Origin of the sequence: Halosolutus halophilus (genome assembly GCF_022869805.1) — an archaeon.
GTDB classification, from domain to species: domain Archaea; phylum Halobacteriota; class Halobacteria; order Halobacteriales; family Natrialbaceae; genus Halosolutus; species Halosolutus halophilus.
This window is the reverse complement of the sequence record NZ_CP094974.1, coordinates 1,704,336-1,726,726: the sequence shown is the minus strand read 5'-3', so window position 1 is coordinate 1,726,726 and position 22,391 is coordinate 1,704,336. Positions and strand designations below refer to the sequence as shown.

The 22,391-nt window shown below is 64.6% G+C and carries 18 protein-coding genes and 2 rRNA genes; 12 read left to right on the top strand and 8 right to left on the bottom strand.

Annotation, left to right across the window (positions count from 1 at the left end):
- The first annotated feature begins 8 nt into the window (after positions 1 to 8).
- Positions 9 to 1,001: a 2-phospho-L-lactate transferase gene (gene cofD, locus MUG98_RS08455; protein WP_265111693.1), complete on the top strand. Its 993-nt coding sequence runs from the start codon at positions 9 to 11 to the stop codon at positions 999 to 1,001.
- Positions 1,001 to 1,762: a tRNA-dihydrouridine synthase gene (locus MUG98_RS08450; RefSeq protein ID WP_265111692.1), complete on the top strand. Its 762-nt coding sequence runs from the start codon at positions 1,001 to 1,003 to the stop codon at positions 1,760 to 1,762. The genes cofD and MUG98_RS08450 overlap by 1 nt, the downstream gene beginning before the upstream one ends.
- A gap of 70 nt (positions 1,763 to 1,832) precedes the next feature.
- Here the strand turns inward: MUG98_RS08450 and MUG98_RS08445 are convergent, their stop codons facing one another.
- The gene (locus MUG98_RS08445; protein WP_265111691.1) at positions 1,833 to 3,044 is read right to left on the bottom strand and encodes a sensor histidine kinase; all 1,212 of its coding nucleotides are present in this window, start codon (positions 3,042 to 3,044) and stop codon (positions 1,833 to 1,835) included.
- 171 nt (positions 3,045 to 3,215) lie between these two features.
- Between MUG98_RS08445 and MUG98_RS08440 the strand changes: the two genes are divergently transcribed.
- The 4 genes from MUG98_RS08440 to MUG98_RS08425 all read left to right on the top strand — a co-directional run bounded on the left by MUG98_RS08440 (position 3,216) and on the right by MUG98_RS08425 (position 6,505).
- A complete protein-coding gene (locus tag MUG98_RS08440; RefSeq protein WP_265111690.1) occupies positions 3,216 to 4,064 on the top strand; it encodes a triphosphoribosyl-dephospho-CoA synthase in 849 nt (282 codons plus the stop codon).
- Complete coding sequence (locus MUG98_RS08435) at positions 4,061 to 4,693, top strand: DUF447 domain-containing protein (protein ID WP_265111689.1); 633 nt, start codon at positions 4,061 to 4,063, stop codon at positions 4,691 to 4,693. The genes MUG98_RS08440 and MUG98_RS08435 overlap by 4 nt, the downstream gene beginning before the upstream one ends.
- A 247-nt stretch (positions 4,694 to 4,940) precedes the next feature.
- Positions 4,941 to 6,170, top strand: a complete 1,230-nt coding sequence (locus MUG98_RS08430; RefSeq protein ID WP_345779793.1) for a cation:proton antiporter — start codon at positions 4,941 to 4,943, stop codon at positions 6,168 to 6,170.
- A 143-nt stretch (positions 6,171 to 6,313) separates the two neighbouring features.
- The gene (locus tag MUG98_RS08425; RefSeq protein WP_265111688.1) at positions 6,314 to 6,505 is read left to right on the top strand and encodes a 30S ribosomal protein S17e; all 192 of its coding nucleotides are present in this window, start codon (positions 6,314 to 6,316) and stop codon (positions 6,503 to 6,505) included.
- A gap of 195 nt (positions 6,506 to 6,700) precedes the next feature.
- On the opposite strand, the gene MUG98_RS08420 is transcribed toward MUG98_RS08425, so the two are convergent.
- Entirely contained in the window at positions 6,701 to 6,964 is a 264-nt protein-coding gene (locus MUG98_RS08420) for a hypothetical protein (protein ID WP_265111687.1), read from the bottom strand.
- Between the two features lie 267 nt (positions 6,965 to 7,231).
- Here MUG98_RS08420 and asd point away from each other — a divergent pair, with 267 nt between their 5' ends.
- The 3 genes from asd to MUG98_RS08405 all read left to right on the top strand — a co-directional run bounded on the left by asd (position 7,232) and on the right by MUG98_RS08405 (position 10,145).
- Positions 7,232 to 8,266, top strand: a complete 1,035-nt coding sequence (gene asd / locus MUG98_RS08415) for an aspartate-semialdehyde dehydrogenase (RefSeq protein ID WP_265111686.1) — start codon at positions 7,232 to 7,234, stop codon at positions 8,264 to 8,266.
- A gap of 108 nt (positions 8,267 to 8,374) precedes the next feature.
- Positions 8,375 to 8,770 (top strand): DUF7344 domain-containing protein, encoded by a 396-nt coding sequence (locus MUG98_RS08410; protein ID WP_320443122.1) that lies wholly within the window; start codon positions 8,375 to 8,377, stop codon positions 8,768 to 8,770.
- Between the two features lie 253 nt (positions 8,771 to 9,023).
- Positions 9,024 to 10,145 (top strand): DHH family phosphoesterase, encoded by a 1,122-nt coding sequence (locus MUG98_RS08405; RefSeq protein WP_265111684.1) that lies wholly within the window; start codon positions 9,024 to 9,026, stop codon positions 10,143 to 10,145.
- Positions 10,146 to 10,178: 33 nt separating this feature from the next.
- Here MUG98_RS08405 and MUG98_RS08400 read toward each other — a convergent pair whose 3' ends face one another.
- Positions 10,179 to 11,183: a D-2-hydroxyacid dehydrogenase gene (locus MUG98_RS08400; RefSeq protein ID WP_265111683.1), complete on the bottom strand. Its 1,005-nt coding sequence runs from the start codon at positions 11,181 to 11,183 to the stop codon at positions 10,179 to 10,181.
- A gap of 120 nt (positions 11,184 to 11,303) precedes the next feature.
- On the opposite strand from MUG98_RS08400, the gene MUG98_RS08395 reads away from it, so the two are divergent.
- Both MUG98_RS08395 and MUG98_RS08390 read left to right on the top strand, forming a co-directional pair.
- Entirely contained in the window at positions 11,304 to 12,689 is a 1,386-nt protein-coding gene (locus tag MUG98_RS08395) for an NAD(P)/FAD-dependent oxidoreductase (RefSeq protein WP_265111682.1), read from the top strand.
- Between the two features lie 129 nt (positions 12,690 to 12,818).
- Positions 12,819 to 13,808, top strand: coding sequence for a cytochrome c oxidase subunit 3 (locus tag MUG98_RS08390; protein ID WP_265111681.1), 990 nt, complete (start codon positions 12,819 to 12,821; stop codon positions 13,806 to 13,808).
- A 382-nt stretch (positions 13,809 to 14,190) separates the two neighbouring features.
- Here the strand turns inward: MUG98_RS08390 and MUG98_RS08385 are convergent, their stop codons facing one another.
- The gene (locus tag MUG98_RS08385) at positions 14,191 to 14,742 is read right to left on the bottom strand and encodes a DUF7979 domain-containing protein (protein WP_265111680.1); all 552 of its coding nucleotides are present in this window, start codon (positions 14,740 to 14,742) and stop codon (positions 14,191 to 14,193) included.
- Positions 14,732 to 17,023: a DUF6789 family protein gene (locus MUG98_RS08380; RefSeq protein ID WP_265111679.1), complete on the bottom strand. Its 2,292-nt coding sequence runs from the start codon at positions 17,021 to 17,023 to the stop codon at positions 14,732 to 14,734. Before MUG98_RS08380 ends, MUG98_RS08385 begins: the two co-directional genes overlap by 11 nt.
- Positions 17,024 to 17,260: 237 nt before the next feature.
- On the opposite strand from MUG98_RS08380, the gene coxB reads away from it, so the two are divergent.
- Positions 17,261 to 18,019: a cytochrome c oxidase subunit II gene (gene coxB / locus MUG98_RS08375; protein ID WP_265111678.1), complete on the top strand. Its 759-nt coding sequence runs from the start codon at positions 17,261 to 17,263 to the stop codon at positions 18,017 to 18,019.
- Between the two features lie 363 nt (positions 18,020 to 18,382).
- Here coxB and MUG98_RS08370 read toward each other — a convergent pair whose 3' ends face one another.
- From MUG98_RS08370 to MUG98_RS08360, 3 genes are all read right to left on the bottom strand, one after another.
- The gene (locus MUG98_RS08370) at positions 18,383 to 18,787 is read right to left on the bottom strand and encodes a DUF7344 domain-containing protein (protein ID WP_265111677.1); all 405 of its coding nucleotides are present in this window, start codon (positions 18,785 to 18,787) and stop codon (positions 18,383 to 18,385) included.
- 213 nt (positions 18,788 to 19,000) lie between these two features.
- Positions 19,001 to 19,122 (bottom strand): 5S ribosomal RNA (gene rrf / locus MUG98_RS08365).
- Positions 19,123 to 19,251: 129 nt separating this feature from the next.
- Positions 19,252 to 22,171: ribosomal RNA gene (locus MUG98_RS08360) — 23S ribosomal RNA — on the bottom strand.
- Positions 22,172 to 22,391: the final 220 nt, after the last annotated feature.

Here is a 22,391-nt window from a genome sequence, read left to right as displayed (position 1 = left end):
TGTGAGATATGGTTACCTTCCTCTCCGGGGGCACCGGGACACCGAAGCTGTTGGACGGTGCTGCAGCTGCGTTCTCGCCGGAGGAGACGACCGTCGTCGCCAATACGGGTGACGACATCGAACTCGGCGGCCTCTTCGTTTCGCCGGACGTCGACACGCTGCTCTTCCAGGGCGGTGGCCTCCTCGATCGCGAGACGTGGTGGGGTATCAAAGGCGACACCCATCGGACCAATTCGGCACTGACGGACATCGCGACGGCGATGGACCTCCCGGACGGCCCCCAGTATCTTCCCGACGACGAACAGACCGCGAGCCGGGAACTCGCCAACTGGCGGCGGTTCTCCGGCATCGCCGAGTTCATGACGATCGGCGATCGCGATCGCGCCGTCCACATTACCCGGACGAGCCTCCTCGACCAGGGGTACACGCTGAGCGAGGTGGTCCAGCGATTCGCCGACGGGTTCGGGCTGACGATCGACCTGTTCCCCATGAGCGACGATCCGGTCGCCAGTCTCGTCCACACGGACCGGGGCATGATGCACTTCCAGGAGTACTGGGTCGGTCGCGAGGGCAGGCCGACCGTCGAGAACGTCGAGTTCCGCGGCTCCTCGAGCGCGGAGCCCGCACCGGGCGTCCTCGACGCGCTGAACGATACGGTCGTCATCGGTCCGTCGAACCCCGTCACGAGCATCGGACCGATGCTGTCGCTGTCGGGCATCGCCGACGCCCTCAGCCAGACGACGGTCGTCGCCGTCTCCCCGTTCCTCGGCGACGAGGTCTTCTCCGGACCGGCCGGTGACCTCATGGAAGCCGTCAACGCGGAGCCGAGCACGGAGGGGCTGGCGACCGCCTACCCGTTCGCGGACGCGTACATCGTCGACGAGGACGACGATACCGAGTTCGATCGGCCGACGATCCGGACGGACATCGAAATCGAATCCCGCAAGGACGCCGCACGCGTCATCAGAGCGATCGACCACGCGATCGAGATCGTCGGCTGATGTTTTCACCACCGCTCGCCCTCGCGAGTCTCAGCGGCGAGGCGGACGCCGACTGGGCTCGCGCGGGGTCCGACCACGCGGGGGCCGCGTTCCTCGGCGGCATCGCACTCGACGAGAACGCGAGAGCGGCCGCACGAGAACTCGTCGCCCGCGATCGAACCGAGTTCCTGCCGCCCGATCCGGTGCGGTTCGTCGACCGGCAGGTCGCCGCGCTCGACGACGTCCCGATCCGGCCGGCGTTCAACGTCCGGAGTGTGACCCCGGAACCGATCGTCGAGGCCGCCCGGGTCTGTCGCGATCACGACGCCTTCCTCGAGATTAACGCCCACTGCCGGCAGGACGAACTGTGTGCCGTCGGCTGTGGCGAGAGCCTGTTGCGGGACGCCGATCGGCTCCGGGCCTACGTGAAGCGGGCGGCCGACACCGGCGCGACGGTCGGCGTCAAGGTCCGTGCGGAGGTTCCCGGGGTCGACCTCCCCGATCTCGCACGGACGATCGAGACCGCGGGTGCCGCGTTCGTCCACGTCGACGCGATGGACACGGAATCGGTGATCGCCGACGTCGTCGACGCGACCGATCTGTTCGTGATCGCTAACAACGGCGTCCGCGACGACGAGACCGTCCGCGAGTACGCCGACTACGGGGCCGACGCCGTCAGCGTCGGCCGGCCCAGCGACAACCCGGTCGTCCTCGATCGGGTTCGCGAGGCGGTCGACCGACACCTCGATACCGGGCCCGGACTCGAAGCCCGATTGCAGTGAGGTACGACCGCCACGGGAATCACGACCCACCACTGACGCTCGGGTTCCGGAAACCGGCGAACGGCGACGGTCACTGCTCCGAAGAGATCCCGGATAACGCCGCCGATTCCTCGCAGGGGGCGACGGTGAAGCGAAACGTCGATCCGTTACCGGGTTCGGAGTCGACCCAGATGTCGCCGTCGTGGCGGACGACGATACGACGACAGAGTGCCAGTCCCATCCCCGAGCCGCCGTGTTCGTCCACCGCGTGGAGACGCTGGAACATCTCGAAGACGCGCTGCCTCTCGTCGGGATCGATCCCGATCCCATCGTCGCGGACCGAGATCGTCCACTCGGATTCGTCTCGTTCCGCCTCGACGGTAATTCGGGGCGGCTCGTCCCCGCTGTACTCGATCGCGTTCGAGAGCAGGTTCTGGAACACCTGTCGCAGTTGGCTCGCGTCACCGCGCACACGAGGCAACGGATCCGCCGTGATCTCGGCGTCGGTTTCGTCGATTCGCACCTGGAGATCCGTGAGCGCATCCGCAAGCACCGCGTCGAGTTCGACCGGCTCGAGCGGCTTCCCGTTCGTCTCGACCCGCGAGTACGTGAGCAGGTCGTCGACCATCACCTGCATCCGATCGGCCCCGTCGACGGCAAACGCGATGAACTCTTCAGCGTCGTCGTCGATGTCGTCGTACCGATCGTCGAGTAGTCCGAGATATCGCGAGATCATCCGGAGCGGTTCCTGCAGATCGTGCGCGGCTGCCGAGGCGAACTGATCGAGCCGATCGTTGGACGCTTTCAGCCGCTCGTTCGCGTCTTCGAGTTTTCCCTGCGTCCGGGTCAACTCCCCGTTGCGCCGTTCGAGTCGTCGCTGGATCTCGTTGAGTTGCTCGTTTCGGTGCGTAACCTCCTGTTCACGGGTGAGTGCCTGTGCCTCGTTGATCCCGATCCCGAGGCCCGCGACCGATCCGATCGCGAGGCTGATCGCTCTCGTTCCGAGCGAAAACTCCGCGGTGACGCCGGGGTGAACGCTCCGCAGCACGAGGAGGAGACCCATCACGCCCACTCCACCGAGACACCAGATCGCGATTCTGGGGAAGAGCGCCGGGTCGAGATCGCTGTTCGACAGCCAGTTGCCGACGTACAGCAACAGGACGCCGGACAGACTGATGAGGACGAAATCGATCCCCGCTTCCGGGACGACCCCTCTGCTAGTGACCGTGAACGCAGCCTGTCCGGCCGCGATGAGAATGAACAGGACACCCAGCGCGGGAATATAGCGAAAGCGGGTGGGCATAGTACGCCTTTTACACCACCACGGTACTTGAGGTGCGTGTTGAGCCACGGACTCCCTCGAAGGAGGGTCCCGGCCGAAATCCGGTCCCAGAACGGTGACAACTCCCGGTTCCGGCGTCGGACGTCGAACGACACGAATACTGCTAAGTTTCACGAGCGCACACGAGAGTGCATGGACGACCCCGCCCGCAACGCGGAACTCGCACTCTTGCTCGAGGTCGCGGGCACGCCGAAACCCGGCAACGTCGATCGGCACCGGGACCTCGACGATCTCCGGTTCGACCACTTTCTGGCCGGTGCAGTCGGTGCTCGCGAGGGCCTCGACCTCGCCGCGAACGGCGCGGCGGTCGGACCAGCCTTCGAGCGCGCGATCGAGGGAATGGCCGCACAGGGCGAGAACACCCAGTTCGGCGCGCTGCTCCTGCTCGTGCCGCTGGTCCGGGCCGCTCGCGAGGACCTCTCTCAGCCCGTCGTCGAATCGGTCGTCGAGGGGACGACCGTCGCCGACGCCGCTGCGTTCTACCGCGCGTTCGAGCACGTCGACGTCTTCGTCGACGAGCCGCCCGAGGAGGTGGAACCGCTCGACGTTCGCCGCGGCGCGGACGCCGTTCCCGCACTCGAGGACCGCGGCCTGACGCTGCTCGACGTGATGGAGTACAGCGTCCCCGGCGACGACGTCGCTCGCGAGTGGGTCCGCGGCTTCGATCGCTCGTTCACCGCCGCCGAGCGCCTCGCCGAGGCGGAGGGGGCACCCCCCGATCGGGCCGCGTCGGTCTTCCTCTCGCTGCTCGCCGAGCGACCCGACACGCTCGTCGTCAAGCGCCACGGCGAGGCGGTCGCAGCCAAGGTGACGGACCGGGCCGCCGATCTCGTCGAGCGAAACGCCCTCGAGACGGATCGCGAGGCCGTCGAATCCTTCGCCGACGAACTCGTCGACCGGGGCGTCAACCCGGGGACGACCGCAGATCTGACCGCGGCCGGGCTTTTCATCGCCCTCGAGCACGAAGCAATCGAGATATGAGCGACGACGCTGGGGCTGGCGATCGGACCGGTGTCGACGACGGCGACCGCGACGGCGGGGCCGATCGGGTCGCGTGGCCCGTCGCGCTCACCGGCGTCACCGAGACGGTCGTGACGACGCTCGGTCCGAACGGACTGTGGAACGCCGCCGCGCTGGGGCTGTTCGCCGGCGATCCCGTAACCGCACGGACGTGGGGCAACACCCGGACGCGCCGGAACTTCCACCGGCAAGGTGAGGCCTACGTGCAGTTCACGCGCGACCCCGTCGACTTCGCCGACGCCGCGCTGTCGATCTACGAACTCGAGGACCCAATCCTCGCGTCCGCGGGCGCGTGGGTCCGGGTTCGGGTCGAGCAAGTGGACGCCGGGACCGAGGGCGAGACGGAGTGGGAGGAGTGGGCGCTCGACCCCGTCGACGCCGCGATCGAGACCGAGACGGTGCCGACGATCGACCGGGGCGTCTGTGCGGTCGTCGAGGCCACCGTCGCCGCGTCTCGACTCGGGGTCACGGGGTACGACGAGGATCGACTGCGGAATCGACTCGACCGCTGCGCGTCGATCGTCGACCGGGCTGGCGGCCCGCGGGAGCGCGAGGCGCTCGAGCGCGTTCGCGAACACTCGTCGTGGTGAACTGCGCCGCGCCGGTCTCGCGGTCGAGGATCGCCCCGAGACGGGAGTAGCCCGTGCGGGAACCGACGGGACCTCCACTCGAGCGTAAGTGGGCGACGGGGGCGGGCCCGACGCGGGAAGAGGGTTTTGTCAGTGGAAGTGGTATACGGCCCCATGTCGGTCGAGACGCCCGGCCAGCGCCGGTGGCTCGCCAATTCTTCCGAAACGTATCACGCCGAGAGCCGCGATCCAGGAGGTGGGTGAACTGGTGTCCATCCACGTCGACCTCGACCTCGTCGCGCTCGTCGCGGCCATCGTCGGACTCGGCGTCACAGCCCAGTTTCTCGCCGCGAAGTATCGCGTTCCCAGCGTGCTGTTTCTCATCGTCGCGGGCGTCGCCATCGGCCCCGAGGGGCTCGCCATTGTCTCGATCGACACCTCCGGGGAGGCGCTCTCGACTATCGTCGGGGTGAGCGTCGCCATCATCGTCTTCGAGGGGGCGTTTCGACTCGAGTACGAGACCGTCCGAGACGCGCCGCGGGCGATCGAGTGGTTGATAACGATCGGCGCAGCGATGGCGTTCTTCGGGACCGCCCTGACCGTTCGACTCCTGCTCGGCGCGAGCTGGGATATCGCGTTTCTCGTCGCCGCGCTATTGGTCGCGACCGGGCCGACGGTCATCACGCCGATTCTCGCGGTGGTATCCGTCCGCGAGGCAGTCGCAACGACCCTCGAAACGGAAGGGATCGTCAACGACGTCACCGCCGCGATCCTCGCGATCGTCCTCTTCAAAGCGATGACGGCCCAGGAACTCGCGCCGAGGGGGTACGTCTTCCTGTTCGCACAGCGCCTCGGGATGGGGATCCTCACCGGCCTCGTGATCGCGGGCGTCGTCTGGTATCTCATCACGCAGGTCGAACTCCCGGCCCAGGCGGCGCCGCAGACGGCCCGGTTACTCACGCTGGCCGCCGCCGTCATCGCGTTCGCGATCGCGGACTCGGTGTTCTCCGAAGCCGGTATCGCGGCCGCAGCCACCGCGGGGTTTACCCTCGGAAACCTCGACCTGCCCCACCGGGAGAGCATCCTGCGATTCAAGCAGGACGTGACGCTGCTCGTCCTCTCGTTCGTGTTCATCGTGCTCGCGGCGTTGGTCGAGTTCTCGAAACTGCTCGCGCTCGGCGTCGCCGGACTCGCGGTCGTCGCGGTGTTGACGCTCCTGCTCCGTCCGCTGGTCGTCTTCGTCTCGACGGCCGGCGGCGGGTTCTCGATTCGCGAACGGCTGTTCATCAGCTTCGTCGGTCCCCGGGGGATCGTTCCCGCGTCGGTCGCGACCCTGTTCGCCATCCGCCTCCGGTCGAGTACTCCCCCTTCGGATCCGGCGGGAGCGGATCTCTTACTCGGTACGGTCTTTCTCGTCATCCTCGTGACGGTCGTCGTCGAGGCGGGCTTCGCGAGACAGATCGCGGCCGTGCTCGGGGTGATCCAGACGGACGACTGATCGTCGATCGCCGTCCCCGAGCACGGTTCGTCGGGCTTCGCGCACGTCGATCCCGTCTCGTGGATCGACGACTGGACGTACCCCCGCTGCGGGCCATCAGTGGAAATGGTGCGTTATAAGAGTCTCTAGACGGATCTTCCAGTATGGCCATCAAACCGGCATACGTCAAGAAGACCGGGAACCTCCTCCTGGAGCGGTACCCGGACGCGTTCACGACCGACTTCGAACAGAACAAAGACAGCGTCGAGAAGCTGACCAACGTCGAGTCCAAGGGCGTTCGAAACCGGATTGCGGGCTACGTCACGCGAAAGAAAGGCGCCGAAGTGACTGCGTAAGTCGAAATTTTCGTCTCCGGAACCGCACTCGTCAGCAGCAGCATCCGTGATGGCGATCGGGCAGACGGGACCGGTCACCCATCGGCGACTGGATCGGTTTTCGGTGAGCGAGAGGGCTGTCGACGACGGGGAGACGGGGGTGCATCGACGATCTGTGGCTGCGAGCGCGAACAGTAGAGGCAGGGGTCGAACGCGTTACTCGTCGAATCCGGGCTCCATGTAGACCGCAGCGACCCACGCGACGACGGCGATGCCGGCACAGATCGTCGCCCCGACGAGCCCGGTCAGAATCGTCAGCTGCGGGCCGACGAACAGGAGGCTCATCTCCTGATACCCGCTCCAGAAGAAGGCGAGCGCGAGCAGGAGCGTCACGGCAGAGAGGGCCGTCGCCGCGATGTTGAACGGCGTCGCGAACAAATTGAGGTCGCTCGAGTCCGCGGCCGATCCCGTATCCGTCATCGGGACCACCCCGCGCTATCGGTGGTCGGTTGCTCGACGGTACGTGTCGCGTCTCGCCTGGCCGACTCGGATCGGGCCAGCCCGACGTCGGCGAGTCGGTCCTGCTGGTGATGCATCGATCGATACGTGCCGCTCCGGTTTCTTAATAGCTTCTATGCGACGATACGGCCGGCGCGACCTTCCGATCGTACAGCGAGGACCACCGTGAACGGGGGTACGAGACGGAAACCCAAACGGTTTTGCGGACACGCCTCCGAGGGACCGAAAATGGCAGTACGAGTAGGCGTACTCGGCGCAACCGGTGCCGTCGGACAGCGACTGATTCAGCTTCTCGATCCCCACCCGGAGTTCGAGATCGCCGCACTGACCGCGAGCGAGTCGAGTGCCGGCAAGACGTATCGACAGGCGGCCAAGTGGCGCGTCGACAGCCCCATCCCCGACGACGTCGCCGACACGACCGTCTCCGCGACCGATCCCGACGAAGTCCCCGACGACGTCGACCTGCTGTTCTCGTCGCTCCCCTCGAGCGTCGGCGCGGACGTCGAGCCGGCGTTCTGTGAAGCCGGCTACGTCATGTCGTCGAACTCCTCGAACGCGCGCATGGACGACGACGTCCCCCTGGTCATTCCGGAGGTCAACGCCGAGCACATCGATCTGCTCGAGGTCCAGCGCGACGAGCGTGGCTGGGACGGTGCGATGATCAAGAATCCCAACTGCTCGACGATTACCTTCGTCCCCACGCTCGCGGCCCTCGCGGAGTACGGCCTCGAAAAGGTCCACGTCGCGACCCTGCAGGCCGTCTCCGGTGCCGGCTACGACGGCGTCACCTCGATGGAGATCATCGACAACGCCATCCCCTACATCGGCAGCGAGGAGGACAAACTCGAGACCGAGTCCCGCAAACTGCTCGGCGAGTTCGACGGTGCCTCCCTCGCGCACAATAGCGTCGAGGTCGCCGCCTCCTGTAACCGCATCCCGACGATCGACGGCCACCTCGAGAACGTCTGGGTCGAGACGGCAGACGACCTCACGGCCGACGCGGCCGCCGCGGCGATGCGGGAGTACCCGTCGCTCGACCTCCCCTCCTCGCCCGATCCGCTCATCCACGTCTTCGAGGAGCCCGATCGGCCCCAGCCGCGGATGGACCGCACGCTCGGCGACGGCATGGCGATCGCCGCCGGCGGCCTCCGCGAATCCTCGTTCGGCCTCCAGTACAACTGTCTCGCCCACAACACGATCCGCGGCGCTGCGGGTGCGAGCGTGCTGAACGGCGAACTGCTGCTGGAGAACGGCTACCTCTAGATCGATACGGACCCTGTACGATTTGGCGGCGGGCCCAAGTACCGTCCATCCCAACGGCAGGTAATGCTTCCACTCGTCTCCGATCCCGAATCCCTGTCGACGCCTTCTATGCAGTCGTCCGACGAAACGGCCGCGACGTCGGACCTGCTCGCGGATCGCTACCGCCGGGCCGTCCTCCGCGCGCTCGACGAGTCCGGACAGCCGGTTTCGCTGAACGACCTCGCGGATCGGGTGGCCCTCGACGAGAGATCGCAGGATCGCGGTCCGATCGCCGACTGGGGCGACGCGCTCCTGGGGACCCGACGCCGCGTTCACATCTCGCTCCGGCACGTTCACGTGCCGAAGCTAGCGGACGCCGAGGTCGTCGACTTCGATCCCGACGCGAACACCGTCGCCCTTCGGGAACCGGGAGCGGACCTCCTCACCCGACTGGATTCGATCGACGAGGAGCGCACCGACGGCAACCACCAGCCGGGAAGCGTTCCCGGGGTTCCGGCCCCGTAGATCGCGAGATCGAAGACCGAGTTCTCGGGATCGTGAGGCCGTCTCTCCACCACAACAGGATGTACTGGCCCTCTCTTTACAGATGACTGACGATCGTGGCGTCCCTATTCAAGCAGCGGACTTATTTCCGTTCGGACCGTGCCAGACGGTGACAGAGGCTGGCACTGGCTCTTCGTTTCGACTCGGGGCCACGCCGATGTGGCGTCGACTGACTGTACCGACACGCCCCGGGTCGTACGCGGACTGATCTCCCATGTCCAACGACAATCATCCGGCCGCTGGACCAGAATCACAATCGGAACCGATCGATCCCGAACCCGAAGAGACTGGCACGACCGAGCCAGAGTCCGTCGAACGATCGCGCGCCGACCGGCTGGTCGAGCTGTTAGACGGGACGGACTCGCTGGCGATCGTCTGTCACGACAATCCGGATCCGGACTGCCTCGCGAGTGCGCTGGCGCTAAAACGCGTCGCCGAGTACGCCAGCGTCTGGGACGTGGAGTTTTTCTACGGTGGCGAGGTCACTCATCCTCAGAACCGGGTGTTCGTGAACCTGCTCGACATCGACCTCCAGTACTGCAGCGACGCCGTCGACGATTACGACCGGATCGCGCTCGTCGACTGTTCGATCCCGGGGCGAAACAACAGCCTCGAACCGGGGACCGAGGTCGACATCGTGATCGACCACCATCCCGGCGACGAACCGCCGACGGAGTTCGCCGACGTTCGCGACACGTACAGCAGCACGACGACGATCATCGTCGAGTACCACCGGGCGCTCGACCTCCCGCTCGACGCCGAACTCGCGACGGCGCTGCTGTTCGCCATTCGGCGCGAGACCCTCGACTTCCTCCGGAACGTCACGGAAAAGGAGTACGAGGCGGCGCTGTATCTGCATCCGTTCGTCGACCTCAACCTCCTCAAGGAGATGAACGATCCGCCGCTGTCGGAGATCACCGTCGACGCGATCGCGAACGCCATCCAGACCCGGACCGTCCAGTCGGCGTATCTCGTCGCCACCGTCGGCCGGAGTACCGAACGGGACACGCTCCCGCAGGCGGCCGACTACCTCCTGAACCTCGAGGGCGTCCAGACGGTCCTCGTCTTCGGCATCACCGGAAACGAGATCCACGCCAGCGCCCGATCGACGGACTCGCGGGTCGATCTCGCCAACCTCCTCGAGGAGGTATTCGGCGACGTCGGCTCCGCCGGCGGCCACGAGGACATGGCGGCCGCACAGATCCCGCTGGGGCTCTTCGCCGACGTCTCGGAAGAGGGTGACGACCTCATCGACATCGCCGCCAGGATCATCGAGCGGCGCTTCTTCCGGGCGGCCGGATACGAGGACAAGGACATCCCAAAGCGAACTCGGTGAGCGGGCGCGACCGATCGGATCGAGGGACAGCGGTTACGGCAGCACCTCATTCTCGAACTCGGCGTCCGATCCCTCCGCCGCGAACCGCCGGGCGTTCCCGGCGACGATGTCGGCCAGTCGATCGTAGTACTTCGGCGTGTGACCGGCGTTGTGGGGCGTGATCTGGACGTTCCCGAAGTTCCAGAGCGGGTGCTCTTCCGGCAGCGGTTCGGGATCGGTCACGTCGAGCGAGGCGCCGCGGATCCAGTTCGAACGGAGAGCGTCGACGAGCGCCTCGGTCTCGACGACCGGGCCGCGGGCGATGTTGACGAGGACGGCGTTCGGATCGATCGTCTGGAACGCGGCCCGATCGATCAGCCCGCGGGTCGTCTCCGTGAGCGGACAGGCGAGGACGAGATAGTCGGTCCGGGCGAGCGCCGCGTGGAACGCCTCCTCGTCGAAGCCGATCACCTCGTCCGCCGGGCCGCCCTTCTCGGGCGAGTAGCGCACGCCGATCGTGTCGACCCCGAACGGTTCGAGACGCTCACAGACGGCCTGCCCGATCGCGCCGAGGCCGACGATCGTGACGGTCGACCCCTGTAACTCGTGGGCCTGGTAGTGGCGCCACTCACGGCGGCGCTGTCGCCTCCCGGCCACGTGGAATCGGCGGGTGAAGTGGAGGATCGCGCCCAGCACGTGTTCCCCGATGTTCGGCCCGTGGACGCCCGAAGCGTTGGTGACCGCGACGCCGCGATCCGCGAGGGCCTCGAGCGGCAGGTGCCCCGTCCCCGCGTAGGCGCACGCGAAGACGTCGAGGTTCTCGGCGGCCGCGAGCAGATCCTCGTCCAGTGTCATCCCGGTGACGAACGACGCGGTTTCGATCGCCTCGCGCTCCTCGCCCGGGGTGCGCGCGAGTCCGACGGTCAGGTCGGGCAGCCGGTCACGCAACGCATCGGCGTACTGTTCGATCGGCGTTCCGTGAGTCCCCTTCCGGAGGACGAGGACGTCCGCGCTGCCTGGATCAGTCGTACTGGCCACACTGTCGCTCTCTCCTGTCATGTGCGTGCCCTCGTCCGGTACGATCAAAAGCGTTCGTCTCGCGGCGGAGAGCAGCGACACCGCGCTCTCGGCCGGAACGTTGGGACAATTTAATAATGGCTCGTTGAGTCCCCACGGCGTATGGAACGCGTTGACGTCGCGATCGTCGGTGGCGGTCCAGCGGGGGCCTCTGCAGCCGAACGGGCCGCGGCACACGGTGCCGAGACGGTCCTGTTCGAACAGGGCGTCCCCCGGGAGGACCGAGACGGACTCGGCCCGGACTCGACCGACGCCGCCGGCATGCTCGACTACTGGATCGACATCATGGACTTCGACTACCGGGAAATCCCCGACGAAGTTATCCACCAGGAACTCGAGGGGACGGAGTTCATCGGCCCGAACAGCACCGTCGAACTGACGACGACGGGGATGGAAGCCAGCTACCCGAAGTTCGGGTTCACCTTCCACCGGGCCCGGATGGACGACTGGCTCCACGAGCGGGCCGAAGACGCCGGTGCCGATCTACGGGTCGGGACCGGCGTGAAGTCCCTCGAGACGGACCTCCGATCGTCGACCCCGAAGGGGCCGATCCACACGCTGACGCTCTCGAACGGCGACCAGATCGAAGCGCAGTACGTGGTCCTCGCCGACGGGCCGCAGCGACGCGTCACGCTGAACGCCCTCGACCAGTTCACGGCCCCCGGACGGAGCGTCTCCGACCACCTCTCGCCGCCGGAGGCCAACCACATCGCCTACCAGGAGTACCGGGAGTTTCCGGACGAACTGTTCCCCGAAGACCGGCTCAAGTTCTGGTGGGGGTACATGCCCGGCGAGACCGCCTACCCGTGGGTGTTCCCCAACGACGGCACCGTCGCCCGCGTGGGCCTGACGATGCCGATCGGCATGGAACTCTCGGACGTCGAGAACCCCGGCGGCTACAAGTTGCTGAAACCGACCGACGACCGGATTCCCTCGGGCTCGGAGTACATCAGCCGGCTGCTCGAACAGGAGTACGGCGACGAGTACGACGTCGAGGAGGACATCCCGATCGTCGAAGACCGCGGCAAGTCGAAGGGGACCGAGACGTACCCGATCTCCTCGACGCGGCCGATCGACTCGCCCGTCGACGCGAACATCGCCGTCGCCGGCGGTGCGATGGGTACCACCTCGGCGTTCCACGAGGGCGGCTACCACGTCGCCGTCCGGACGGGCAAGATCGCCGGTCGACTCGCCGCAACGGACTCGCTTGCGACCTACAACGACGTCTGGAAGCGCGCGATCGGGGACGAGATCCGCCGCAACGTCGCGTTCGCGGACATCGTCGCGGACTACGGCCCCGACGACTGGGACCGGGCGTTCGACATCGTCACCGACATGCAGGGCGACAGCGGCGAGCACGTACTGCTCAACAGGCGATACTCCGCGGGGATCGGCGCCGCGAAAATCCTCGCCGCGTACAAGAAGACGAAGTTCCAGTACCGCAACGGCGCGTACGTCCAGCTCTCGGAAGACGAGTACGTCTACTGATCGAACGCCGCCTCATCGCTTTCGGCCGATGACCCGGCCAAACGGTTCTGACGGCGTGACAATCCCCTTCTCGTTGTTCTCACCGCGCGATCGACGACGTTTTTTCGGCCCCCGCGTGGTAGCGGTGGTATGAGCGGTCGATCCAGCACCGATCCCGATCGCGACCCGACCACGCGAGCGGACGGCTCCGGCCACGGCCGGGCAGGCGATCGATCGGAACGCGATCCCGCCGGTTCCGGACCCGCCGCCGGAGATACCGGACGCGACCACCGTGGCCCCGCTGGCCCCGGATCCGATCCCGACCCCGGTGGCCACGACCGTCACGGACTCGACGATCACGAGCACGAACACCGGAGCCGGTGGCCCCTCGTCACCGGGATCGGTGCCGCCGGCCTCTACGGCGGCGTCGCGATCGCCCTCCTCGGCGCGGCCGCCGGCGTCCTCCCGCCGGTGATCGGCGTCGGCCTCGCCGTCCTCGGAGCGATCGTCCTGCTGGTCGGCGTCGCTGGCTGGATCGACGAGACGTTTCTCGCGCCCGCCCGCGAGGCCGGCACCGGCGGGAAGTCCCGCGACTCGTACGTCTCGACGACGCTGCTCTTTCTCACGACCGACGTCTCGACGTTCGGGGCGCTGTTCGTCTACTACTTCTTCGTCCGGGTCGGCGCGTGGCCCCCGCAGGAGGTGCCGTCGCTCTTGAGTTCGCTCGTGGCGATCAACACCCTGATCCTGGTCACGAGTAGCGTCACCTTCCACTACGCCCACGAGGCGTTGCGGGACGGCCATCGCCGGCGCTTTCTCGGCCTCCTCGGGACGACCCTGCTTCTCGGCGTCGTCTTCCTCGCCGGCCAGGCCTACGAGTACTACGAGTTCGTCGTCCACGAGGGCTTTACGCTCGCGGACGGGGTCTTCGGCAGCGCGTTCTACGGGCTGACCGGCCTGCACGGGCTCCACGTCACGCTGGGCGTCGGCGGACTGGCCGTCCTCTGCTGGCGCGGACTGCGAGGCCACTACGGTCCCGATCGGGACACGTCGATCGCGACCGTCGGCCTGTACTGGCACTTCGTCGACGCCGTCTGGCTGTTTCTCGTGGTCGTCGTCTATCTCGGGACGGCGGTCTGATCGCACCGCGGGTGGCCCGACTGGGAGCTAGAACGTGATGTCACCGTCGAGAACTCGAATATCGTCGTCGTCGCAGTGACAGAGTTCGGTCTGTCCGAGCGGCTGTATCGTCCCGTCCGGCCAGATCTGGACGATTCCGATCGCGCCACAGTTGGCACATCTCGCCGCAGATCGTTTCTTCGTACCGTTCTCGCCCACGGGGATCACTCCGATGGATTCGGGCTACGACGGTCAGTGATGAAAAACCCCCTGCCGTCTGTAGCCCCGCGAGTATCTTCCGGGGTTATTCCACGGCTTCGATATCGACGGCGACGACGCGGCGATCGACGAGCATCCACGTGGTCGGTATCGATCGACGGCAAGGTCACGCCTGACAACACTGCTACCTGCGCCGATCCCGTTGCATCCGTTCCTCGAAGCCCGCCAGTTTCCGATAGATCGGGGGCGTCAGGACGCCGGCAATCCCGACGAGAATCGCGACGCTGCCGATCGGGAACAGCAGCGGCTGGGCCTCGAGACAGGAGTTCAGCGACGCGATTCGCACGTAGTAGCGATCGCCGTCGACCGTGACGATCACGCCGTCGAGCAGGGCCTCCTCGTTTACCAGTCGGTCGCCCTCGACCGTGGCCTCGTTGTGCGGGCTGTCGATCGCTTCCCGTACGGCCCGCTGTTCGGCATCCGAGAGGTTCTCGTATGGGATGGTCTCGATGGTCTCGGCCGGGCGTTCGTCCGCACCGACCGCCCGCACCTCGATGTCGGGATCGCCACAGAGCCCGAAGGTGTCCTGTACGACGACGTAGCCGCCGACGATCGCGAGGGGAATGCCGGCGGCGATCAGGAGGACGCCGAAAAACGGGGCGACGTAGGTGAGGACGCGCGACTCTTCGGCTTCGGTCGGCTCACCCGTGACCGGCGGTTCCTCGTCACTGCTCATAGTCCTGGTCCTCCGCGGGAGACGAGAGCCTCCCGCCGAGGTACTCGATCGTCCCGGCGAGGCCGAGTCCGTAGATCCAGTGGGCGAGCAGGACGAACACGAGGTAGGCGACGAGTTCGAGGCCCGTCTGGTCGGTGTAGAACCCGATCGCGAACCCCGAGGCGATGACCGTCGCGTACCACAGTCCCGTGACGAGGTTGAGTTCGCCGGGCAGGTACTCCCCGAGCGCGAGGAAGAGCAGGGGCCAGATCGTCATCCCGCCGAAGAGGAAGATGGCATAGCCGAGGCCGACGTTCGCGGGCAGGCCGACCAGCGTCGCGAGACCGGCGAAGGCCTCCAGGTCGAACGCGCCGAGACCGACGGCGACGGCGAGCACCCCCGACATGAGTATCGTGCCGACGAGGCCGCCGACCGCGCCCGTACCGGCGTCGTTCACGACCGTCCGCGCGACCGGTTTGATCCGGCCGAACAGCGAGGGCGGGCGCTCCTCCCGCGCCGGGACGTACGAACGGCGGACTTCGTCCGGTTCGGCGGGCGGAATCCCGCGTTCGCGCTCGAGTTTCTCCTCGAACCACTGCCACTCGGGCGTGAACTGGTTGGTCGTCTTGAGGTCCCACGGGTCGGCCGCCTCGACCGGGTCCCCGTGGAAGTACGACCAGAGCATATTGTAGAGCCACAGCAAGACGCTGAGGCCGATGAGGTACGACCCGACCGTGGCGACGATCTGTAACGAACTGAACGACGGCGGATACGTCGCGTACCGGCGGGGCAGTTCGAGATACCCGATGATCATGAGCGTGCCGAACGTGAGCGCGGCACCGGCGACGAGCAGGGTCGACTGGAAGAGCGCGAGGCGTCGATCGTACAGCCGACCGGTGATGATCGGGTACCAGTAGTAACTCGCGGCGAACATCATCAGGGGGATGATCCCCATCAGGATGAGATGGAAGTGACCGACGACGTAGTAGGTGTCGTGATAGACGATGTCGACCGGGATCACCGCGAGAAAGATGCCGGTGATGCCGCCGTAGATGAACATCCCGATGCCGCCGATACAGAGGATGAGCGGCGACGCCAGTTTGACGTTCCCGTTCCAGATGGTGGTGATCCAGTTGAAGATCTTGATCGCGCTCGGCACCGCGATCGCGATCGAGGTCGCCATGAAACTCGCCCGGACGCGGGGATCGATCCCGGTCGCGAACATGTGGTGGGCCCAGACGCCGAACGAGAGGACGCCGATCGCGATCGTCGAGTAGACGATGAACTTGAACCCGAACAGCTTCCGACCGACGAACTTCGGGAGAATGAGGCTCATCAGCCCCGTCGCGGGCAGGAAGATGATGTACACCTCGGGATGGCCCCAGAACCAGAACAGGTGTTGCCAGAGGATCGGGCCGCCGCCCTCGGTCGCGAAGAACGTCGTTCCGAAGTTGCGATCGAACAGCAACATCAGGAGAGCGGTCCCCAGCAACGGGAAGGCAAAGAGGATGATCGCGCTCGTGACCAGCATGTTCCACGAGAAGATGTCGAGGTTGGCCCAGCCGATCGACGAATCGCGTTCGTAGACGATCGTCGTGACGAAGTTGATCGCGGCGATCGTCGTGGCGATGCCGCTCAGGTGCAACCCCAGTAACAGGAAGTTGATCTGTGGATTCGGCGTCGACGTCGACAGCGGCGCGTACATAGTCCAGCCGATCGCCGGCTCCCGGAGCGCGAACAGGACCGAGAGCCACCCCTCGGGAACGACCAGCGCGAGCGTCTTCCCGGTTACCTCGGCGACGATTCCCAGCCGCGAGAGCAAGAGCGCGGGCGGGAGCATCCAGAAGCCGACGGCGTTCAACCGCGGGAACGCCATATCGTCGGCCCCGATCAGCAGGGGCAGGAAGTAGTTGCCGATGCCGAAGAAGACCGGTGCGATGAAGAAGATGAGCATCGTCAGCCCGTGCATCGTGAACAGCTCGTTGTACGTCTGCTCCGTCCAGATGTCCGCCCCGGGCGTCAGCAGATGCGTCCGCATCATCATCGCGTCGGTCCCGCCCCAGACCGCCGCGACGGTACCCAGTGCGATGTAGAGCATGCCGATCTCCCGGTGGTTCGTCGTGGTCGTCCACCTGATCGCAGCGGCTTTCGCCTCGCCCCAGGTCAGTCTCTCCCGTCCGATCGTCGCGTACCCGCCGTCGGGAGATGGCTCTGCCTGCAGCCGCCGGGCCACGAGGATCGTACAGAGACAGCCGAGGAAAATCGCGGCCAACAGCGACGCCTGGACGATCGCTCGGTCCATCGTTACGCCGCTCCTCCGACCGGATCCACGGCTGTCCGAACACGTCGCCACCGACCGCAGTCGTTCATAGCCGTGGCCTCACCATCGACGCCAATAAGCCCAATTGACGAATTATTAAGAGTCACGAGCGCTGATCACTGTCCCAGCTCCGGTCGATCGCTCCCGATCGATCAAATCGCATTACAGTCAATTGATCGATGAAGACCGTATATTAGTCTCGTCGTCGAACCCCCGACAATGAGTCGTCGGGTCACCATCGGCGTCGCGGTACTCGCTGGGTTGTGGATCCTGACCGGCAGCGTCGCGGCACAGTCGGAAAACCGCGACCTCATCGAGGGACTCGAGTTCCAGTTGCTTTACGTCGCGTTGCCGCTCTCGCTGTTCGTCCTGATGATTCTCGTCTACGCCGCGGTCAAGTTCCACGACAACGATGATCCGAAGCCGACCGCGGAAGACCCGGCGCTCGAGATCACCTGGACCGCCGCGACGGCGATCATCCTGCTGTTCGTCGGGATCGCCGGTTACAGCGTCCTCGTCAGCCCGTACGTCTCCCCGTCCCAAGCGTCCGACCTCGCCGGCGGCGAACAGGGAACGGCCGACTCGATCGAAGATCTCCCCGAAACCGACGACGAGGAACTGGTCGTCCGGGGCTACCAGTGGGGCTGGGACGTGACCTACCCCGAGCACAACGTGACGACCGAGGACGAGATCGTGATCCCCGCAAACGAGGACGTGACGATGTGGTTGACTTCCGACGACGTCATTCACTCGCTTTTCATCTCGGACCTCGGCGTCAAACAGGATGCGTTCCCCCAGGAGTATACCCGTCTCCGGACCAACGTCTACGAGACCGGACAGTACGACGCCGACTGTACCGAATTCTGCGGAGCCGGCCACTCGCGGATGGACGCTGACGTGATCGTCGTCGAACCCGACGAGTACGAGTCGTGGCTCGAGGAAAACGAGGACAGCCAGGCGACGGCCCCCGACGGATGATAGTGAGCGGCAGTGACTGGAACACTTAACCGTCCCGACGGTCTAGTTCGACTGCGTGTCCCAAGTCCCCGTCCGAGCGAACCCATACGGGTGCGATGACAGCACGGCGAACCCGGGCACGTGACACTCGTACGGTGGTTCACGCCACCACGAGGCGGCGCGAGCCGTCTCACGTGGGGACTGCATACGAGGTCCCCCGCCCGGCACGAGGGTTAGCCAGCCGACGCGGCACGCCGCCACGGGATGAGGCTGGACGTTAGTGTTCCGGGCGACACACCAATCATTATACAGATATAATTTCGCGGTACCGATCCGCGCCGACCCAGCTAGACGCTCGTCACCGATTGCATCGGCGTCTAGCCCCTACTGGTCTTCGTTACTGGACTCCTGTAGCGGCTCGCTGTAGAGGAACGACTCGTCCGATTCGTCGATCACGACGGCATCGTCGGACGCGTAGGCCCGTTCGACGATCGCCCAGAGATCGTCAACGGCCTCGACGGCCACGATGTCACCACTCCGATCGTCGTACTCGACTACGCCGTGGGATTCGAGTTTTGGTAAATGGCTGTGCAGTAACGAGACGACGACGTCCTTCCGATCGGCCTCGCTGACGGCCGTCACCGGTTCGTCGTTCTCCCAGGCCGCTAGCTGCAGCGAGAGCCCCTCGACGTTCGCTCGATCGTTGTCGAGCAGGTAATACAGGATATACCGCCGCCACGATGCTGCCAGGAGTCCGTAAATAGTGTCCAGACTCGACGGGTCAGCCATATCCCCCTGTTAGCGCCCACACTCGTGTAAGTCTCTCTCCAAAATAATTTGGTACTAGATGCTAGTGTATCGATATTTATCGTATCGCCGCGTCGACGAACGTGGCGCCGGCAGCGTGCATGCAAAACGGACGGCACGGGCGACGTGCCGTCCGTACATGTAGAAAGCCCCGCACAGCCGTGGCTGTGCGAGGCTCGAAAGGTGAGTATGAGTGGTCGGCGGCGAACCGGATTTCCCAGAGGGTCTCCCACTCCAGTACTCGCCGGAACGCAGGCGGGCTTATCTTCCGTGTTCGGGATGGGTACGGGAGGAACCCCGCCGCTGTGGCCGCCGTAACGCCGATTCACGGAATCGAACCGTGATCATGCCAATATCGGTGGCTTCTGATGTGACCGTCATGTACGTGTAGTCCAGTTAGCGCCCGGACCCGTTCACCGCGTCACGGATCCAATGCGATAGTTATGAATGTGTGGCTTGGCCGGTTAGTGCTCGCGGGCTCAACACCTCGTTGCCTTGGTGCGTACACCCCGAGTCTATCGAACTCGTCTTCTACGAGTGGCCTCGGTGGTTCCTCTTTTCCAGGTGGGTTTCGAGCTTAGATGCGTTCAGCTCTTACCCCGTGGTGCGTAGCTGCCCGGCACGTGCTCTTTCGAACAGCCGGTACACCAGTGGCACCCATTCGTAGTTCCTCTCGTACTATACGAACGTTCCCGTCAGGAACCGTAACACCCCCAATAGATAGCAGCCGACCTGTCTCACGACGGTCTAAACCCAGCTCACGACCTCCTTTAATAGGCGAACAACCTCACCCTTGCCCGCTTCTGCACGGGCAGGATGGAGGGAACCGACATCGAGGTAGCAAGCCACCCGGTCGATATGTGCTCTTGCGGGTGACGACTCTGTTATCCCTAAGGTAGCTTTTCTGTCAGCAATTGGCCGCATCAAGCAGCCTAATTGGTTCGCTAGACCACGCTTTCGCGTCAGCGTCCGTCGTTGTGCCGGACACTGTCAGACTTCCTTATGCTCTTGCGCTCTGTCCCGGATCTCCGACCCGGGTGAGGAAATCTTGGGGCGCGCCCGATATCTTTTCAGGCGCGTACCGCCCCAGTCAAACTGCCCGGCTACCAGTGTCCTCCGCCAGGAGTGAGAGTCGCAGTCACCATCGGGTAGTATTTCAATGCTGGCTCGGTGGCCCGCTAGCGCGGGTACCTGTGTAACGCCTCCTACCTATGCTGCACAATGGCGACCACGTCTCAGTGACAGCCTGCAGTAAAGCTCTATAGGGTCTTCGCTTCCCCTTGGGGGTCTCCAGACTCCGCACTGGAACGTACAGTTCACCGGGCCCAACGTTGGGACAGTGGCGCTCTCGTTGATCCATTCATGCAAGCCGCTACTGAAGCGGCAAGGTACTACGCTACCTTAAGAGGGTCATAGTTACCCCCGCCGTTAACGGGTCCTTCGTCCCCTTGTAAGGGGTGTTCAGATACCCGCACTGGGCAGGATTCAGTGACCGTACGAGTCCTTACGGATTTGCGGTCACCTATGTTGTTACTAGACAGTCGGAGCGCCCGAGTCACTGCGACCTGCCCCTTTGCGGGGCAGGCATCCCTTATTGCGAACGTACGGGACTAACTTGCCGAATTCCCTAACGTCGGTTATTCCCGACAGACCTTGGCTTTCGCCGCCACGAGTACCTGTGTCGGATCTCGGTACGGACAGTGTGCTCGCCTTTTCACGGGCTCTAGGTTGACCTGACTTGCGCTATCCTGCCATTCGTTCGCTTCGTGCCATTACGGCTTCCACGAAGTTCGACAGTTCGACCGGGCGAAAACCCGGCTCAGGCGGCCCCAAAGCGTCGGCTTTGAGTGCACACTGGCATAGGAATATTAACCTATTTCCCTGTTGTCGTACTCGAATTGCGGTACGACTTAGGACCGGCTAACCCTCAGCTGATCAGCATTGCTGAGGAACCCTTACTCGTTCGGCCGTCGGGGTTCTAACCCGACTAACGCTGCTACTATGACCAGGATTTTCGTTACTGAACGGTCCACACGACCTCTCGGCCGTGCTTCCACCCGAACAGAACGCCAACCTACAAGATTGCGGTGTGATCCGCACTGCTAGGTCTCGGTGGTGGACTTGAGCCCCGATCATTTTCAGCGCGCCGAACCTCGGCCGGTAAGCTGTTACGCTTTTCTTAGAGGGTAGCTGCTTCTAAGCTCACCTCCCGGCTGTCTAGGGCTCGGCACCACTTTCGATCGCACTTAGTCCACACTTGGGGACCTTAACCCAGCTCTGGGTTGTCTCCCTCACGGTACACAGGCTTACCCCGCGCACCGGACTCCCCGCGTCGAACGGCGTTCGTAAGTTCGGAGTTGGACAGGGGGGCGCACTCCTCTCGGAGTGCGGTCCCCCAATCCGTCGCTCTACCTCACGAACTACCTCGGCGGAGGTCATGCTTCGACATGTTTCGGTTGGAACCAGCTGTTTCCGGACTCGATGGGCCTTTCACCCCTAGACGTAGATCACGAGAGGGTATTGTAGGACACCAACTCTAACAGGCCTCCACGTGCCTTTCGGCACGCTTCACCTTGTCCACGCCTAGATCGTCCGGTTTCGGGTAATGCCCGATTGACTCCCCGCGCTTGAACACGGCGGCCCTCGTCGTAAGACTGCGGCCATGTCGGTTTCCCTGCGCCTTCCCCGATAATCGGGTTAGACTCGTCAATCAGGCATACTCCCTGGTTCGTTTTTCAAAACGTACGACGGAACACCGGCTTCCCGAACTTCCTACAGGAGACTCGCGTCTCGGTCGTTTTGTTCGGGACCTTTCGTGCCCCGTCGCTCCATCGCCAACTGATTTCACGCCCTATTGCACCTCCCTTCTTGGGGTGCTTTTCAGCGTTCGCTCACGCTACTTGTTCGCTATCGGTCTCGAGGAGTGTTTAGTCTTCGCGGTCGATGCCCGCGGAATTCTCGAGGGATATCCAACCCCCGATACTCTGGAGCTGACTCGTCCGTTACTCGTCGACAGTACGGGACTGTCACCCTGTTTCGTGCTCTGTTCCAAGAGACTTCGTGTCGAGTTTCGCGGAGTGATCGTCAGTCCGAACACCACATTGCCCGTAAGGGCTTCGGTTTGGACTGCGTCGCGTTCATTCGCCATTACTAACGACATCGCGTTTGCTTTCTATTCCTGTCGATACTAAGATGTTTCAATTCTCGACGTTCCCCATTGCGCGAAGCAATTGCGGTGGGGATTCCCATTCGGAGATCCTGAGTTCTTCGCCTCCGTGCGGCTCCCTCAGGCTTTTCGCAGCTTGGCACGTCCTTCTTCAGCTCTCGAGCCGAGCGATCCACCAGCTGGCACAGTAGCCACGTTCATCGGATCGGCGATTGCACAATGCAATCACGTAGTGACCCGGGAACGGGTCCAGTGGACGCCTGGACTACACGTACACACGGTCTCATCCGCACGCTTGTAGACTGCAAGCGTGCATTAACCCTTCCCACCCACGCTTGCGCGGGGTGGTGCATCGGTTGTGTTCGGATTCAATCGTCGGGCCGTCTCCCACTTAAGGGATACGATCCGAGATTTCCTCCG

What these genes read in the sequence shown, in the direction of transcription:
- cofD (WP_265111693.1), top strand. Translation starts at nt 9, where the DNA reads ATGGTTACCTTCCTCTCCGGGGGCACCGGGACACCGAAGCTGTTGGAC.
- MUG98_RS08450 (WP_265111692.1), top strand. Translation starts at nt 1,001, where the DNA reads ATGTTTTCACCACCGCTCGCCCTCGCGAGTCTCAGCGGCGAGGCGGAC.
- MUG98_RS08445 (WP_265111691.1), bottom strand. Translation starts at nt 3,044, where the DNA reads ATGCCCACCCGCTTTCGCTATATTCCCGCGCTGGGTGTCCTGTTCATT.
- MUG98_RS08440 (WP_265111690.1), top strand. Translation starts at nt 3,216, where the DNA reads ATGGACGACCCCGCCCGCAACGCGGAACTCGCACTCTTGCTCGAGGTC.
- MUG98_RS08435 (WP_265111689.1), top strand. Translation starts at nt 4,061, where the DNA reads ATGAGCGACGACGCTGGGGCTGGCGATCGGACCGGTGTCGACGACGGC.
- MUG98_RS08425 (WP_265111688.1), top strand. Translation starts at nt 6,314, where the DNA reads ATGGCCATCAAACCGGCATACGTCAAGAAGACCGGGAACCTCCTCCTG.
- MUG98_RS08420 (WP_265111687.1), bottom strand. Translation starts at nt 6,964, where the DNA reads ATGACGGATACGGGATCGGCCGCGGACTCGAGCGACCTCAATTTGTTC.
- asd (WP_265111686.1), top strand. Translation starts at nt 7,232, where the DNA reads ATGGCAGTACGAGTAGGCGTACTCGGCGCAACCGGTGCCGTCGGACAG.
- MUG98_RS08410 (WP_320443122.1), top strand. Translation starts at nt 8,375, where the DNA reads ATGCAGTCGTCCGACGAAACGGCCGCGACGTCGGACCTGCTCGCGGAT.
- MUG98_RS08405 (WP_265111684.1), top strand. Translation starts at nt 9,024, where the DNA reads ATGTCCAACGACAATCATCCGGCCGCTGGACCAGAATCACAATCGGAA.
- MUG98_RS08400 (WP_265111683.1), bottom strand. Translation starts at nt 11,183, where the DNA reads ATGACAGGAGAGAGCGACAGTGTGGCCAGTACGACTGATCCAGGCAGC.
- MUG98_RS08395 (WP_265111682.1), top strand. Translation starts at nt 11,304, where the DNA reads ATGGAACGCGTTGACGTCGCGATCGTCGGTGGCGGTCCAGCGGGGGCC.
- MUG98_RS08390 (WP_265111681.1), top strand. Translation starts at nt 12,819, where the DNA reads ATGAGCGGTCGATCCAGCACCGATCCCGATCGCGACCCGACCACGCGA.
- MUG98_RS08385 (WP_265111680.1), bottom strand. Translation starts at nt 14,742, where the DNA reads ATGAGCAGTGACGAGGAACCGCCGGTCACGGGTGAGCCGACCGAAGCC.
- MUG98_RS08380 (WP_265111679.1), bottom strand. Translation starts at nt 17,023, where the DNA reads ATGGACCGAGCGATCGTCCAGGCGTCGCTGTTGGCCGCGATTTTCCTC.
- coxB (WP_265111678.1), top strand. Translation starts at nt 17,261, where the DNA reads ATGAGTCGTCGGGTCACCATCGGCGTCGCGGTACTCGCTGGGTTGTGG.
- MUG98_RS08370 (WP_265111677.1), bottom strand. Translation starts at nt 18,787, where the DNA reads ATGGCTGACCCGTCGAGTCTGGACACTATTTACGGACTCCTGGCAGCA.